11 protein-coding genes and 1 pseudogene are annotated in these 15,722 nt (G+C 60.1%); 3 read left to right on the forward strand and 9 right to left on the reverse strand.

The annotated features are described in order from the left end of the window. Positions 1-15: 15 nt before the first annotated feature. The 4 genes from H4V96_RS12825 to metE form a co-directional block, all read right to left on the reverse strand. Positions 16-1,206 (reverse strand): acyl-CoA dehydrogenase family protein, encoded by a 1,191-nt coding sequence (locus H4V96_RS12825; RefSeq protein ID WP_196855936.1) that lies wholly within the window; start codon positions 1,204-1,206, stop codon positions 16-18. 322 nt (positions 1,207-1,528) lie between these two features. Beyond that, positions 1,529-2,341, reverse strand: coding sequence for a hypothetical protein (locus H4V96_RS12830; protein ID WP_280720985.1), 813 nt, complete (start codon positions 2,339-2,341; stop codon positions 1,529-1,531). A 224-nt stretch (positions 2,342-2,565) separates the two neighbouring features. Next, complete coding sequence (locus tag H4V96_RS12835; RefSeq protein WP_196855937.1) at positions 2,566-3,069, reverse strand: hypothetical protein; 504 nt, start codon at positions 3,067-3,069, stop codon at positions 2,566-2,568. 257 nt (positions 3,070-3,326) lie between these two features. Beyond that, positions 3,327-5,615, reverse strand: coding sequence for a 5-methyltetrahydropteroyltriglutamate--homocysteine S-methyltransferase (metE, locus tag H4V96_RS12840; RefSeq protein ID WP_196855938.1), 2,289 nt, complete (start codon positions 5,613-5,615; stop codon positions 3,327-3,329). Between the two features lie 133 nt (positions 5,616-5,748). On the opposite strand from metE, the pseudogene H4V96_RS12845 reads away from it, so the two are divergent. Next, a pseudogene (locus H4V96_RS12845) lies at positions 5,749-5,971 on the forward strand (LysR substrate-binding domain-containing protein); the annotation flags it as partial. Positions 5,972-6,026: 55 nt separating this feature from the next. Then, entirely contained in the window at positions 6,027-6,710 is a 684-nt protein-coding gene (locus tag H4V96_RS12850; protein WP_029496483.1) for a pentapeptide repeat-containing protein, read from the forward strand. Positions 6,711-6,873: 163 nt separating this feature from the next. Here H4V96_RS12850 and H4V96_RS12855 read toward each other — a convergent pair whose 3' ends face one another. After that, positions 6,874-8,088 (reverse strand): MFS transporter, encoded by a 1,215-nt coding sequence (locus H4V96_RS12855; protein ID WP_010399097.1) that lies wholly within the window; start codon positions 8,086-8,088, stop codon positions 6,874-6,876. Between the two features lie 443 nt (positions 8,089-8,531). Here H4V96_RS12855 and cysC point away from each other — a divergent pair, with 443 nt between their 5' ends. After that, complete coding sequence (gene cysC, locus H4V96_RS12860) at positions 8,532-9,155, forward strand: adenylyl-sulfate kinase (RefSeq protein ID WP_196855939.1); 624 nt, start codon at positions 8,532-8,534, stop codon at positions 9,153-9,155. A 488-nt stretch (positions 9,156-9,643) separates the two neighbouring features. Here the strand turns inward: cysC and H4V96_RS12865 are convergent, their stop codons facing one another. The 4 genes from H4V96_RS12865 to H4V96_RS12880 all read right to left on the reverse strand — a co-directional run bounded on the left by H4V96_RS12865 (position 9,644) and on the right by H4V96_RS12880 (position 15,598). After that, the gene (locus tag H4V96_RS12865) at positions 9,644-10,462 is read right to left on the reverse strand and encodes a sulfotransferase (protein WP_196855940.1); all 819 of its coding nucleotides are present in this window, start codon (positions 10,460-10,462) and stop codon (positions 9,644-9,646) included. Positions 10,463-10,548: 86 nt separating this feature from the next. Continuing rightward, a complete protein-coding gene (locus tag H4V96_RS12870; RefSeq protein WP_196855941.1) occupies positions 10,549-10,851 on the reverse strand; it encodes an Ig domain-containing protein in 303 nt (100 codons plus the stop codon). A gap of 52 nt (positions 10,852-10,903) precedes the next feature. After that, the gene (locus H4V96_RS12875; RefSeq protein ID WP_196855988.1) at positions 10,904-14,014 is read right to left on the reverse strand and encodes a filamentous hemagglutinin N-terminal domain-containing protein; all 3,111 of its coding nucleotides are present in this window, start codon (positions 14,012-14,014) and stop codon (positions 10,904-10,906) included. An 18-nt stretch (positions 14,015-14,032) separates the two neighbouring features. Beyond that, positions 14,033-15,598, reverse strand: a complete 1,566-nt coding sequence (locus H4V96_RS12880; RefSeq protein ID WP_280720986.1) for a ShlB/FhaC/HecB family hemolysin secretion/activation protein — start codon at positions 15,596-15,598, stop codon at positions 14,033-14,035. Between the last annotated feature and the right edge of the window lie 124 nt (positions 15,599-15,722).

Genomic DNA, 15,722 nt, shown 5'->3' on the forward strand with positions numbered 1-15,722 from the left:
TCGTCTCCTTCTGCCTTACAGGCCCAGGATCATCTGCGTGATGATGTTTTTCTGGATTTCATTCGAGCCGCCATAGATCGATGTCTTGCGGTAATTGAAGTAATACGCGGCCAGCGGCGCGGCCAGGTCGTCGCCGCCAGCGCTGTGCGGCACGCTGCCGTCGAGAAATGCTGGGTCGAACGGCAGGGCTTGCGGGCCGATGGCTTCGACCATCAACTCCGTCAGCTGCTGCTGCAGCTCGGAACCGCGCACCTTCAGCATGGAAGCCTGCGCTCCCGGCCCCTTGCCCTCGTCGCTGATGACGCGCAAGACCGTCATTTCCAGCGCCATCAATTCGATTTCCAGGTGGGCCACCTTGGCCGCAAAAGCAGGATCGTGCAGCAGCGGCGCACCGCGCTTGGCTTGCTGCATGGCCAGTTGCTTGAGGAAGGTCAGTTCGCGCTTGGAGCGGCCCACGGCGGCGATGCCCGTGCGTTCATGGCCCGGCAAATACTTGGCGTACGTCCAGCCCTTGTTTTCCTGGCCCACCAGATTGCTGACGGGCACGCGCACATTGTCGAAAAAGACTTCATTGACTTCATGCTCTTCATCGAGCAGGCTGATGGGGCGTACGGTGATGCCCGGCGTTTTCATGTCAATGAGCAAGAAACTGATGCCTTCCTGTTTGCGCACGGTCGTGTCCGTGCGCACCAGGCAAAAGATCATGTCGGCGTGCTGGCCCAGGGTGGTCCAGGTTTTCTGGCCATTGACGATGTAATGCTCGCCATCGCGCTGGGCCGTGGTTTTCAGGGAAGCGAGGTCGGAACCGGCGCCCGGCTCGGAATAACCCTGGCACCACCAGTCGTCGCAGTTCAAGATGCGCGGCAGATAATAGGCTTTTTGTTCGGCGTTGGCGAAGGCCATGATGACGGGCGCCACCATATTGACGCCAAAGGGCAAGATCGGCGGCGTGGCGGCGCGCGCGCACTCGTCTTCCCAGATGTGGCGCTGCACGGCGGTCCAGCCGGTGCCGCCGTATTCGACAGGCCAGGCCGGCGCAGCCCAGCCTTGCTGCGCGACAATCTTGTGCCAGCGCACATAATCATCTTTCGCCAGGCGCAAATGCTGGCGCACCTTGCGCTGTAAATCGGCGGGCAAATGGGTGCCCAGGAAGGCGCGCACCGTGTCGCGGAACGCCGTCTCCTCGGTCGTGTAATGCAGGTCCATGTCTGTCTCCTTGTTCTTATCGATTGCCGTGATGACTGCACGCAAGGAAGTTCAGCGCACAAAAAAAGCACGACCGTTCTCGATGATTGTACAACAGAATCGGGGTAGCGCCACGCCTTTTACCAAGGCCTGCGCTGGCTGGAATTGGCTGCAATTGGCTGTAATTGGCTGTAATTGACTACCATTGCCCCGCTCAAGTCGGTGGTGCATTTCTTTGGCATAAGCTATTGGGCTGCAGAGTAAGCAAGCTCGGCAACTTCATCATGTCGCGCAATGTTAGGCAATGACAAAAGGGCGGACGAAGCACTGATGCTGGCCAAATTCAGCCATATGAATGCAGCAGCACCTGCACCGCAACGATCTTGACGATGGTCATGCTGGGGAAAATCATGGCATCGCCCAGGTTGGGACGGTCCGACTTGGCCAGGCGATTGGCCAATACCGGCACGGCCGGGTTGCCCGTGGCGCCGGCGGCAATGCCCAGCAATTCGGGAAACGGCAGACGCAGGAAGACCTTGCCCAAGATCACCACCAATGCCACCACCACCAGCACCGTCACGGCACCGAGTGCCAGCATGGGCAAGCCATCGGCGCCCACTTGCTGCACGAAGGGCAAACCGGACGCCAGGCCCAGGCTGAACGAGCCCATCCACGGCAAGGGTATCGGCACCAGCCCCAGCAGCACGCCCAGCACCATGCCCATGCCCAGCGAGACATAGCTGAACTCGGCTGTGGCCGTAATGGAATTGCCAAACAGCTTGCGCACCTCGGCCGCATGTTTGGCCGGCGCAACAGCCATCGTGCCGTCGAACGCGCTACTGCCCTTCATCAAATTGTGTTTTTGCCCGGCGCCGCGCAAGCCGGCGAAAAACTGCACGCCATATTGCACGCCGATACCGTACAAGAACAGCAGCAAGCCTAGGGAGCCAACCATCGGCGGCGGCACGGCCCCGGGAGCGAATGCGCCCAGCGCCAGCCCGGCGAACAACACGCCCCCCACGCCCAGCGAAAAACCGAACACGCTAACGCGCCCCAGCGCATATCCGGCGCCGATGACGAGAAACAGAGCGAGGATGGGCGTGGACTCCAGCGTGTGGCGACATAGTTGAAGTATCAGACAACCTTGATCTGCCAAAAGCCCAGTCTAGCACGCACAAAGGTGACATGATGGCGATGATGGCAAGCAAGCGTGTGCACCTGGCTGCGCTCAAAAAAGGCCAAAAGAAAGCCCGCTACGGGAGCGGGCTGAATCTAATTCCTGTGAGGAAGTAGAGGAGACAGGTGCAATGATGCCGTATCGCAACATAACAATCCAATCGTATGTTGTGATGATAGAGATATGTTTCATCAATATCTCGTTCAGACCGTTCCAAAAATAACAAGCTTTCGATGGCTACCTCGCGTGCGCGTCAGCAGCACGCGAGCGCGCTCCACCGGTACGCAGGTCTGTGGTGCAAACCCCGCCGGCACTGTCTCGGCATCGCGCTTGAGCACCGTCGCATCGTTGACAACATCAAACTCTGCGCGCTTGAAAATCAATTGTTCAATGCTGTTGTCGCCGGCTGGCGCCGGTTTGACAAGGATGAGCGACCAGTAGCCTTCATCACCCAAAAATTGTTTTTGCGCCAGGAATGCGTTGACCTTATCCGCGGGAGGCTCCGATCCATCCAGGTCGCTCTGGTAGGTGGTCAGCGGACACAGCAGTGTCCCGGCCGGCCACCCCATCTCCGGCAGCGCTGTGACCGTGTCCGGATGCAACTGGGCCAAATGGCGATCCAAGCGATGGCGTTCCTCCGAGCATCCTGCCAGCGCCATCAGCACCGTCAGCGCAAGCGTGCCGGCGGCACGCAACAAAGACTTCATCAGCTGGTCTCCTGTTGAACGGTGGGTTTAAGTGAGCGAGTATATCAAGCGACGAGGCTGTGATAGCCAGCACAGTAAAGCGCACGGACAAAAAAAGCCCGCTACGGGAGCGGGCTGAATCTAATTCCTGTGAGGAAGTAGAGGAGACAGATGAATGATCGCGCATCGCAGCATCATTATCCAATTGTATGTTGTGATGATAGAAATACGATCCGGCTATATCTGAACCATATACGCCTCCCCTGCCCCCGTTATCCTCAGGCCACGTTGTCGCCACGCAAGGTTTTTGCTGCCGCCACCATGTTCGCCAGCGCCGCAATGACTTCTTTCCAGCCACGCGTCTTCAAGCCGCAATCAGGATTGACCCACAGGCGCTGCGCGGGGACGCGCTCGGCCGCCTTGCGCATCAGCTTAACCATCTGTTCCTGGCTTGGAATGTTGGGCGAGTGGATGTCGTAGACGCCAGGCCCGATTTCATTGGGGTAGTTGAAATCATCGAAGGCATCCAGCAATTCCATGTCGGAGCGCGAAGTTTCGATCGTGATGACGTCCGCATCCATGTCGGCGATTTGCGCGATGATGTCGTTAAATTCCGAGTAGCACATGTGCGTGTGGATCTGCGTTTCGTCCGCCACGCCATTGGCCGTGATGCGGAATGATTCGACGGCCCAGCGCAGGTACTCGGCCCATTGCGATTTGCGCAGTGGCAAGCCTTCACGCAGCGCCGCTTCGTCGATCTGGATCACGCGGATGCCGGCCTGTTCCAACTCCTGCACTTCGGCGCGGATGGCCAGCGCCAGCTGGTAGCACGACACGGAGCGGGGCTGGTCGTCGCGCACGAAGGACCAGTTCAAGATGGTGACGGGACCCGTCAGCATGCCTTTCATCGGTTTATGCGTGAGCGACTGGGCGTAAGTGCTCCACTCGACCGTCATGGCGCGCGGGCGGCTGATGTCGCCGAACAAGATAGGCGGCTTAACGCAGCGCGAACCATACGATTGCACCCAGCCGAACTGGCTGAAGGTGTAACCGTCGAGCTGTTCGCCAAAATATTCGACCATATCGTTGCGTTCCGCTTCGCCGTGCACCAAGACGTCCAAGCCCAGCGCTTCCTGTTCCTTGACGCAATGGGCGATTTCCTCCTGCATCAGCTTCTTGTAACTGGCCTCATCGAGCTGACCGCTGCGCAACTGGCTGCGCGCCTGGCGAATGTGCGCCGTCTGCGGGAAGGAGCCGATGGTCGTCGTCGGGTACAGTGGCAGTTGCAGCAGTGCAGCTTGCTTGGCGGCACGCACGGCATAGCCGCTGGCGCGCTGGCCCAGACTCGCATCGATGCGGGCCACGGCCGCTTTGACGTCCGGATTATGCACGCGGCGCGACTGGCGACGCGTTTCGACGGCGCCATGGTTGGCATCGAGCGCCGCCTGCACACTGGCGCGACCATGGTTCAGGGCACCAGCAATGGTGTGCACTTCATCGAGTTTTTGGCGCGCAAAGGCCAGCCAGGAACGGATATCGGCATCGAGCTTTTGTTCGCTGTCGAGGTCAACAGGTACGTGCAGCAGCGAGCATGACGGAGCAATCCACAGACGCGACTGCAGGCTCGAGTGCACCGGTTCCAGCCATGCCAGCACCGCGTTCAAGTCCGTCTTCCAGATATTGCGCCCATTCACCACACCCAGCGACAGCACGCTGCTGGCGGGCAATTGGGCGATCACTTGCGCCACTTCATCGCGGGCATTCACGGCGTCCAGGTGCAAGCCTTGCACGGGCAATTTGCACGCCAGTGCCAGGTTGTCTTGCAACTTGCCGAAATACGTGGCCAGCAGCAGTTTGACGTGATTGACCTTGCTCAAGGCGTCGTAGGCTGTCACCAGCGCCTGCTGCCAGGCGCTGTCGAGTTCGGTGACCAGAATCGGTTCATCAATCTGCACCCACTCCACGCCCTGCGCGGCCAGTGCCTGCAGCAATTGCACGTAGACGGGCAGCAAGCCTTGCAGCAGCGCCAACTTGTCGGAATCATCCTTGGCCTTGCCCAGCCACAAATACGTAACGGGACCGATCAGCACGGGCTTGGCTTTCACGCCGAGCTGGCGCGCTTGCGCCAGTTGCTGCAGCAAGCGGGAGCTGTCGAGCGTGAATTGGGTGTCGGCTGCGAATTCCGGCACGATGTAGTGGTAATTGGTGTCGAACCATTTCGTCATTTCGCCCGCGTGGACGCAGCTGCACTCGCTGTCGCTGGCCGAGCGGCCACGGGCCACACGGAAATAGTTATCGAGCGCCGCGCCGTGCAAGCCGCGCACGCGCTGCGGCAAGTTGCCAAGCGTAAAACTCAGATCCAGCACCTGGTCATACAAGGAAAAGTCGCCCACGGGCACCAGGTCCAACGCGTTCTGGTCTTGCCATTGGCGCTGGCGCAATTCGGCAGCCTGGCCTTGCAGCGCTTCCAGCGTGCTTTGGCCCTTCCAGTAATCTTCCAGGGCGAATTTCAGTTCGCGTTTGGCGCCGATGCGCGGGTAACCCAGATTGTGTGTCGTGACGGTCATGACGCTGCTCCTTGTGAAGTATGAGCACATCATAGCCACTCTGATCCATAAAAAATAATGGTAAAATTTAATACATCCATTATAAAAATTCATGTGAGTCATGCTCGAACGTCTACTCTTGGCCGTGCTGCGCGACGTCGATGTCGACGTGAAACAGAAGTTCCAGTTCGGCGGCATCGGTGCGCTGATCAATGACGAGATCGACATGCTGGTCACGCCCGACCCGCTGCCTCGCATCACCGTGCATTTCGAAGCAGCGTGCCTACGAGCAGGATTTGGTGGTCAAGCACCAGCATCGCCTGGCGGGACAGGAAGTGATCACGCCGGCGCAGTTGGCCGAAGAAACGCTGATCACCTCATGTTTTCCGCCGCACCATTGCTCCCCTGCTTTTTTCTTTAGGAATGAGACGCATGACAACACACACTACCGCAGTGAGCGGCATGACCCTGGACCGCGCCGGCATCGAGCAACAACTGGCGCAATCCGTGCACCACTTCATCGATTGCGCTTTCGACGACGCAGACTTGTCGCGCCTCGATTTGCAGGGCTGCACCTTTGAGCGCTGCACCTTGGCCCTAACGAGCTTGTTCGCCAGCAAGTTGGCGCGCAGCACCTGGCGCCGCTGTCGCGCCGGCAGTGCCGATTTTGAATCCGTCGACGCCGTCGATGCCACGTTTGAAGGCTGCGACCTGAACAACACGACATGGCGGCGCGCCAAGCTGGCCTCGGTCACCTACCGGGGCTGCAAGTTGACGGGCGCATCTTTCGAGGAAGTAGCCCATCTGGGCCTCAGCTTCGAAGACAGCCTGCTGGTGGGCGCCGATTTGCGCGGTTTTTCCTTCCGCAAGGCGATCTTGAAACAGCTGGACTTTTCTGACGCCTACCTGGCCGGCTGCGATTTCCGCGACGCCGTCTTCGAAGACTGCAGCCTGCGCAACGCCACCATCAAACTGGCGAAATTCCAGGGGACCGACTTGCGCGGCGCCGACATCGACGGCTTTACCTTGAGCGATGCATCCTTGCTCAAGGGTGCCGTCATCACGCATGCGCAGGCAGCGAACTTCATGCGTGCGCTCGATCTGCTAGTGATTTAATGTCAATAGACAAAAAAATGCCCGCTGCGGGAGCGGGCTAAATCTATTTCCTTGGAGGAGATAGAGGAGACGAAAGCATCTTGCGCCATTGCGGCATTTCATGCCACTTTATATTCATGATGATAGAAATATCTGCCAGTGATAATGGCGCGCGAGCAGGGTTTCAAGCCGTGCGGCGCGTAGCCAGTGGTACAAATTCTGCCAGCCACACCAGCAGGGCCAGGCCCGGAAACGCCATGCCAGTGAACAACGTTGCTGGCCAGCCGTAGCTGGCATACACCCAGGCGCCGATGGCAGAGCCAGCCGCGCCACCGGCAAAGAACAGCGCGAAATACAGGCCATTCAAACGGCCCCGCACTTCCGCGCCCAGGCTGAAGATGGCGCGCTGGCCCAGAACCAGGTTGGCTGCCACGCCCATGTCGAGCACGATGGAAGCGATGACCAGCAAGCCCAGCGCTACATGTTTCGACTCTGGCGCAAACATCGGCAAGGCAAAGGCGCTGATGCCCAGCACCAGCGCGGCGGCCGTGGCCGGCAAGGTATGGCCCGCATCGGCCAGGCGGCCGGCGATGGGCGAGGCAAAGGCGCCCGCCATGCCCACCAGGGCAAAGATGGCGATGCCCGTTTGCGACAGGCCGAACGCGGCACTGGCCAGCACCAGCGGGGTGACGGTCCAGAACAGGCTGAAGGCGCCAAACAGGCCCGCATGATAAGCGGCGCGGCGGCGCAGCACGGGGGTGCCCAGCAGCAGATGCCACAACGAGGCCATCAAGGCCGGATAGCGCATATTGGCGACAGGCTGGCGCGCGGGCAAGGCGCGACGCAGGACAGCCGCCAGCGCCAGCATCAGCACGGCGGCGCCGCCAAACACCACGTGCCAGCTGGCGTGCGCGGCCACCAGCGAGGCCACGGGACGGGCCAGCATGATACCCATCAACAAGCCGCTGACCACCTTGCCCACCGTTTGCCCCCGCGTCGCTTCCTGCGACAGGTGGGCGGCAAACGGCACGATCACTTGCGCCGCCACGGAACCAAGGCCGATCGCCAGCGCGGCGGCCAGGAACACGATGGTGCCCGTGGAAAGGGCTGCCACCATCAAGGCCATGGCCGTCACCAGCAGGGCCGTGATAATCAGGCGGCGATTTTCCAGCAAGTCACCGAGCGGCACAATAAACAGCAAGCCCAGGGTGTAGCCCACTTGGGTCAGGGTGACGATCAGTCCGGCCGCCTTGGCCGACAGGCCAGTCGATGCACTAATGGGCCCGACCAGGGTTTGCGCGTAATACAGGTTGGCCACGATCAGGCCGGACGAGATGGCTAGCAACAGCACCATGGCGGGCGAAATATCGTGTGGCGCAGAAGATGCGGCCTGGTGCATGGTGTTTCCTCGCTTCAATAGAGATGGCGCTATTCTAGGCAAAAACAGGCCTCAGATAATTAGTGCATAATCGACTTACACTTTTCACATAAGATGAACAATCGCCATGAACAAGATCAAGGCCATGCAGACCTTCGTGGCCAGATGCCGGACATGCAGGGCATCCATATCTGCGCTCGGAGATCGAGGACCGCCTCTTCTACGACCATTCGGGAAACGACCTGATCAAGGGCGTCGTCGACAGCTACGCCGCAGTGCTCAACAGCGCGCCAGCGGCGATGCGAAAACCATGACCTAGGACCAGGGCCACGCTCAGCCCATAGCCCTGCTACAACATCCGACGAATACGGTACATCAACCCAGTGTCGCACTTGGCATTTGCTAGCGCCCCTTGCCCGCCATGGTGGACAATGGCGACTGTGCAATGAAATAAGCTCGACTCCATGAACAACAACCTTTTCTGGCAGCATTCTAGTGTGACGCGCGACGCGCGCGAACAGCTTAACGGCCATCGTGCGCTGGTGATCTGGTTCACCGGCTTGTCCGGCGCCGGTAAGTCCACGCTGGCCATGGCGCTGGAACATGCGCTGCATTGCCAGGGCCGGCACACGCTGGTGCTGGACGGCGACAACATGCGACAGGGCCTATGCGCAGACCTGCGGTTTTCCGCCCAGGAGCGGCATGAGAATCTGCGCCGCGTCGCCGAAGTGGCCAGGCTGACGGTACAGGCAGGCGTCATCACGCTCGCTGCCTTCATATCGCCGCTCGATGCAGACCGTGCCATGGTGCGCGACATCATCGGCGCGCCCGACCTGTTCGAGGTCTATGTAAAATGTCCGCTGGCAGTCTGTGAAACACGCGATGTGAAGGGCTTGTACCGGAAAGCCCGGTGCGGAGAGATTTTGGACTTCACCGGCATATCGGCACCTTACGAAGTGCCTGGGACGGCGCACCTGGTCCTCGATACGAGCACGCTGTCCGTGAGCGACTGCATAGGCCTGATCCTCGATCAGCTGCAACTGCGCGTCAAACTTCCTCTATTACCTCCGGCAAACCGAGTTAGCTGAGCAATCCATAACGGTTCCATCGCTCTCCACACCCATTTTTTGCCCTCATCGAGATGACGCAGATCATCTCGATGCGCATGGTGAGCGCTTGCTCTTTGAAACCGCCCCGTCTTGCATGCAGCTTAAAAAGCTGATCCGATATTTTATTTGCAAGGTCAGACAAAAAACGCCTTCATCGGCAAGCCTACGGACATCATCAAGCCCCTTTGGAAGCTCTGGCAAGGCCTGCTGCGCCGCAATCGACGACAATTTCAGCAGTTGCCAATGCGCATAAAGCTATGCCTTACTTTGACCAAGCGACGGCTAATGTGACAACATTTTTCGCTGATTTCAGGGCCTTGTTGTTCCCTCACGCCAACGCTCACCTGAGCGCCGGCTGCAGCCGCAGCCTGGCCACGAAGGTGCAGCGTGCGCTCAACAAAGGACTGTGCGCCGACATCGCGAGCATACTTGGCGCCCGCCGCTAAGCGCCGCAGGGCAAGCACACGTCAGCGCTTTGGATAGAACCATGCGTAGTACCAAGCACAAGCGTGCTCGATATGTTCCTGGATACGCGGAGGGATAGTGTGCGGCCCGGGCGGCACGACTTGGGCGTGTTGACGATGCAAGTATTTATTGCGGTAATGGCTGTCGCTTTCGTGCGCGCGAACGACGAGCTTCGCCGGATCTATCCTGTGAGGTGCCACCCCCAGCCAAGCGTAGACCGCAGCCATCGTCTGCGCGGGCTGCGCCATCAAATCCTCAAACTTCACGAAGTAAAGCCGGCTTTTTATCGCCTGCGGCAAATCCTGCACGGCCTCGATCGACGACAACGGTGCGCCGATGGCCTTGTCTTTGGCGAACAACTGATCAGCACGACCGAAACGATCAAGGTCGGCCAGGTGGTCGATGAAGTCGATCAAGATGGTCTTTTGGTGCTGCGCTTCGATGGAGCCATAAATCTGCCCCAGTTCACGAATTGGCACCAACAATTTTGCACTTGGGTCGAGGTGCAACAAAAACTCTATGCAGTGCAACCATGCGCGGTTCTTATCGACCACCACAGGTTTGCCATGCCCCGCGTGCCAACCGGACAAGAACCCTTGCATCGCCGACTTGAGGTGCGCGTAGGTGATATCGGCTTGCGCATCAAGCTGGGAAAGAAAAAACTGGTCGTCGCTGATGCTGTGCCGCGTCGCCAGCAATGCATTGCACAGCGGCGAGCTATGCCCCTCGGAATGCATTTCCGGATGCTCTGCCAACAACTGGCACAGCAGGGTGGACCCCGCCCTAGGCAGACCGGCAACGCCAACAAAACGTGATGTCATGATTTAGGTTTCTGTTGCTCAATATTGTCCGCGAGATGAGACAGGCAGGGCCGATGCATCAAGCCGAAATTAATCTGACACATGCGCTACTGCCCGGCTCGCGCTGAAATGACGATTGTCGTGCTTTGACCACCCACCGTTACCATTACCTGCATCGGGAATGCGCCATCGGGCACGGCTGTCGCTGCAAAGATCCTGGTTTTAGGATTAAACGATAACCAGGCCGGTAGTGCCTCGCCAGCGACTGTCGTTACCTGGACAGTGACGTTCACATCGGTCCCTGTGCTGTTCACTTGTTGTGGCAACGGGAAGCTGAAACCACTACCTGCTGTCGCCATTTCTTTCGGCACGGAGACCGTAATGATGCCGCCTTCATTCAGGCTCGCCACCCGCTGCACAGAAATCGAAATACCAGCTTCGCCAGACGGCCCAGCGGAAGCTTTACTGGCTGCGGCAACCGGCGCTGGGGTACTTGGAGCGGCCGGCTCTGGGGTACTTGGAGCGGCCGGCTCTGGGGCACTCGGGGTGACCGTCGTGGGCGCGGTCGGCGTTTCGCTTGCAGGCGGAGCCAACGGAGCCGGTGTGTTGGCTGCAGGGCTGGGCAAAGTCGGCGGCGCTATCACAGGTGGCACTCGGGGAAGCGGGTTGATGGTCAGCGTGCCGTTCGCGGTGGTGAAAGTTAGCCTGGCCGTACACGCGGCTCTTGTCGTCGGCAGTCACCGTCAGGTGCGCTTTGCTTACCTCCCAGTTCACCGCATTGCCTGCCACAAGTGCATAGTTGGCGTTTCCAAGGGTAACACCGCGGGTATAGGTAGGACTGTAACTGCCAGCGCCGGAAGTCGATGCTGGCGCCCCGGTCCAGACCACGGTTCCTGTTGGCGCGGCGTCGGTGACAAGTACACCGCCAGCGGGGTCGGTGTAGTAGTCATAGCTGAACGTGCTTGGCGCAGTGCCGTATACACTATTACCAGTGACTGTCAAGCGCAGATAAACCGGCGTCAGGCAGTTGAAAACACACAGTGCGGGATAGCCTCCATTGACACCAGGACTGACACTCCATAGCTTGGCCGCCGTCGTGAAATCCCAAGCGGGGTTCACGCTGCCGTTGGCGCTCGTTGCAGTGTCAAAATTTGCCCGCGTCTTCATGTCGGCGGTGCTCATGCCGGTCATGCCGCTCACGTTGCTTGCGCCCATCCCGGTCGACTTTCCTGACGTTGTGGTGTCCCAAAAGTTGTTTGTGGCGCTGCCGGCAGCAAAATAGCCGCTGCCAGCCAGGCCGCCACCTGAGCCGCTCACCAAACCTGTGGCGTAGCTATTGCGCATAGACCCGTACGTTACGGTCGTGCGACCTGATCCCAGCAAGCCGCCAACACTGCTCGTGCCGCTGACATTTCCAGTGGCATAGCTGTTGGTAATAGTAGCGTAATTACCATACCCGACCAATCCGCCAACAATGCTCGTTCCCGTCACATTGCCCGTGGCATAGCTGTTGGTAATGGTCCGGGCAAATGACACCAGCCCGCCCACGTAGTCCACCCCGCTCACCGTGGCGCTGCTATAACTGTTCGCGATATTTCCGTATCCGCCCACCATGCCGCCGACTCGCGTTCCGCCACTCACCGTTCCGGTGACGTAGCTATTGCGTATCGTTCCATTACCTCCCGTCAATCCACCGACATTGTTCGCCCCCTTCACGCTGACGCCGAGCAAGCCGACGTTGCTGATCGTGCCGCTTGCAAACAGGCCGACGGCATTGCTGGCCGGCCGGTTGATCGTGAGGTTGCTGATGGTATGGCCCAGTCCATTGAATTGACCGGTGAGCGCGCCAATCGGCTGGAAGCCATAGAAACCGGCGCCACCGCTATTGCATGTCGTACAGGCGTTCCAGCCAGAGCTTGCGGTGGCGTCAATATTGCCGCCAAGGGCATAATTAAGCGCCAAACCGCCGCTCATCCCTTGTAAATCGGCGGCGGTCACGCTTCCCGCCGCACCCAGGCTGTTGATCACCGTGTAAGCGGCGTTGTTGATGGAAAGCATGCCCGTACCGGATCGCCCGGCGAAATCGACCCGCCCTTTGAACGCGCCGCTGGCGTCGATGCCGACGTTCACATTGCCGCTGCCTGGCAGCAAGGAAAGCGCCGACGTACCACCGGCGGTCATCGTCGCGTTGATATTGATGTCGTGGTGTGCGATGAGGGTAAGGGTGTTGGCGCTCCAGGCGAGGTTGGCATTGACGTTGATGTCGCCCAGGTCCGTGCCGTTGCTCGTTGCGGAGGTCGCGATGCTGACGCTACCGGCGGCGAGCGCCGTTTGCAGTGTGCTCGCGCCGATACCGCTGGCGGTACGCGCCGCCGTTCCGGCGGCGATGGTGAAGTTGGTCGGGTCGATCAGCCACGTTCCGGCCCGGCCTTGCGGCGCGGCGGTGCTGACGAGCGTCTTGTCACCGATCTGCACGCGACCGGCCGACGTCTCGATAAAGCCGCCGTTGCCCCCGAGCCCGCCGCCGCGCGCGTCGATGCTGCCGTCAATGTCGGCCCCGCTGGCGTGGTTGGACAGGTCAGCGATCAGCGTTGCCGTGCCGACGTTGCCGCGGCCATGCGACGCGGCATCGACCCGAATGCTGCCGGTGTGGCTGATGTGGTCGCTCGCTTCGAGACGGATCACGCCGCCGTTGTCGACCAGGCCGCTGGCTTCCAGCGTGCCGCTGTTGTTGACGACGCCGCCCTGCAAACGGTTGGCCGCCTGCGCCGAAAGAATGATGAGTCCACCGGGCGCTCGCACGGCATTGCCGTTGTCCACCAGCGCGGAGAGCGCCGCCGGCGTTACGCGCACGTTCGCCAGATCACCGTGGCCGCCGAATTGGAGCTCAAAGCCGTCGCCGGCGGCCAGGACGACCGTTCCCATCTGCGCCACGACGACGCCATTGTTGCGTACTTCCGGCGCCAGCAGGGCGACATAACCATTCAGCCCGGCGCTCAGGCTGCCTTCGTTAATGACAGATCCACTGGCGCCGCCTTGCGTGAAACGGTAACGTCCCGCCATGAAATCGTCGTTGCCGACACCGTGTGTAGTGGCGGTGAGCGCGCCGACGTTGACGCTCGCGGAGCGGCCGAAATACACGCCGTTGGCATTGCTGAGAAATACTTGTCCATTGGCGTTGATGCGCCCGAATATCTGGCTGACATCGGAGCCAAGCACGCGATTGAGCGTGGCGCTGCTACTCGATGGCTGTATGAAATTGAGCTGCGCCGCGCTGCCGAGATTGAAACTCTGCCAGTCGATTACCGCGCTATTCGTACTTTGCTTGATGGTCATCGTCGCCCCCGCTTGCGCGATGCTGGCCGAACCGGCGACAACTTGCCCCTTGCCGGGTAACGCATTCGGGGCCGGCGGCGGAGCGGCAAATGCCAGGGCGAAGGGAACGAGCAGGCTGCTAGCGGCGGCCACGATAACGGCGCCTGAGGCGCGCTTGCCGCGGCCCTTGGCCAGCTCCGAGACGGCCGTCCAGGTGTTAGTCGTTTCGTTCCAAATTAAACGGTAGGATTTATTCATTGCGTGGTCCGGAGAAATTTAGAATGGCTGACTGGCAGCCAACCAGAAGCGGTTTTTGCTGAACGATCCGTCTTGGTCGGTACCGGCAAGCGTCGGGTTAGGGTTGCTGCCGAGACGACGCGCCCAAGTGGCCTTCAGGCTCAAGCCGAACTCAGCTTGCCATGCAAGCATCGCGCCGGCGCCCTTGAGGCTGTAGTTTCCGCCGCCGTTGTAGTTGCGTATGCCGCCATGGTCGTAGAATCCGGTCAGGACAACGCCGCGCTGCAAGCGCCAGCGTATTTCGACGTTAGCGAGATTGCCGCTGGCGCCACCGCCCTCGCTGGTCGGGTAGGCGCGCACGCCATCGGCGCCGCCCAAATAGAACTTCTCCGAGGAATCGAGATTTTTCCCGTTCGTTTCCTGGCCGGAAAGCGCAACATACAAGGACAGGTCGCCGCCCAGGGCTTGCTGACGGGAAAAGTTGTAGCGCAGTTTGCTGAAGCCGCCGTCGAGCGCCGCGTCTTCACCCGGATCAAGTTTCCCCATAGCGACACGACCGGCCAGCAGCGTCAAGGTGGCACTGCTGGCGCCGCCTCCGCCGAAGCCGTCGAACAGGTTGCCATTCAAATTGAGCGCGAGGGCATTGCTGCGGTAACGCGATTGCGTCGCGAACGAAGACTCGTTGTCGAAGCGCCTGATGTCGTAGTTGATGCCCAGGAACAGATTCTTGAAACGGGAACGGACGAGTGGGTAGTAGGCATCGATTCCGGCCGTGGCGGAACTGCCCTTGCCGTTCAGGGCGGCAAATTCGGCGGCGGTCAATCGATAAGCGAGCGCGGATGCACTCGCGCCCAAACGCCAGCCATCGGCGCCGACCGGCAACGTATACGCCAGCCGCAAATAGTCCGTGCCGCGTGTATGGATGAGGTTGCCGCCGAGCAGATCGCCGACACCCAGGGGACTCGTGAGATTGAGGTTCGCGGTCAGGCGATTGCTGCCGGTGGAGCGGGCGCCGAAGTTGTCCAGACTGACTTCGCCGAGTACGAACGCCTCGTCGGCCAGCTTAATGATCAGGTCGGTTTCGCGCGCATTGCTGCCCTCTTGCAAGCGGCCGGAAACGGCGACGCCAGGCAAATCATCGGCCAGCAACAGGGCGCGGTCGAGCGCGGTCTTATCGATGACAGTACCCTTCGCTTGCCGCGCTTCGAAACCGCGTTGCAGCTGTTCCAAAGTCAATCGCTTGGCAGCCGGACCTTCGAGTTTGACGTTGCCGAACATAGCCTCGACGATCTCGATAGTCACGCTGCCATCGTGAATATCCTGCTCGGGCAGGTAGGCGCGAACGATCCATCCTCGCTTGCGGTAAACTTCAGCGACGGCGGCGGCGGCTTGTTGCATTTCGGCGTAGCCAATGGGCCGGTTCAGATATTGCGCGACGACATCTGCCAGTTCTGCATCGCTGAGCAAGACATTGCCGGAAAATTGGAACCGCGTCAGCGTAACAGTGGCGCCCGATATCGGCTTCATGGCTTGTGGCGCCGGGCCGATTTTCGGTGGCGGGCTTTGCGGGAGGCCGACGCCGCGCTCCTTTTCGATCTGCTGCAAAATCTGTCCGGCGTTGGTCGGTGTGGGAGTTTGCGCCGTGCCTGGCAATGCTACTGCAGACAGCGCAGAGAACACGATGAGGGGGAGCGTAGAACGTGGGATCGAATGCACTGTGCCGTCCGTA

It is taken from the genome of Janthinobacterium sp. CG_23.4 (assembly GCF_029892305.1).
Taxonomy (GTDB): domain Bacteria; phylum Pseudomonadota; class Gammaproteobacteria; order Burkholderiales; family Burkholderiaceae_D; genus Janthinobacterium; species Janthinobacterium lividum_D.

Excerpts from the sequence above, each read along its gene's own strand:
- H4V96_RS12825 (WP_196855936.1), bottom strand. The coding sequence starts at position 1,206 with ATGGACCTGCATTACACGACCGAGGAGACGGCGTTCCGCGACACGGTG.
- H4V96_RS12835 (WP_196855937.1), bottom strand. The coding sequence starts at position 3,069 with ATGAAGTCTTTGTTGCGTGCCGCCGGCACGCTTGCGCTGACGGTGCTG.
- metE (WP_196855938.1), bottom strand. The coding sequence starts at position 5,615 with ATGACCGTCACGACACACAATCTGGGTTACCCGCGCATCGGCGCCAAA.
- H4V96_RS12850 (WP_029496483.1), top strand. The coding sequence starts at position 6,027 with ATGACAACACACACTACCGCAGTGAGCGGCATGACCCTGGACCGCGCC.
- H4V96_RS12855 (WP_010399097.1), bottom strand. The coding sequence starts at position 8,088 with ATGCACCAGGCCGCATCTTCTGCGCCACACGATATTTCGCCCGCCATG.
- cysC (WP_196855939.1), top strand. The coding sequence starts at position 8,532 with ATGAACAACAACCTTTTCTGGCAGCATTCTAGTGTGACGCGCGACGCG.
- H4V96_RS12865 (WP_196855940.1), bottom strand. The coding sequence starts at position 10,462 with ATGACATCACGTTTTGTTGGCGTTGCCGGTCTGCCTAGGGCGGGGTCC.
- H4V96_RS12875 (WP_196855988.1), bottom strand. The coding sequence starts at position 14,014 with ATGAATAAATCCTACCGTTTAATTTGGAACGAAACGACTAACACCTGG.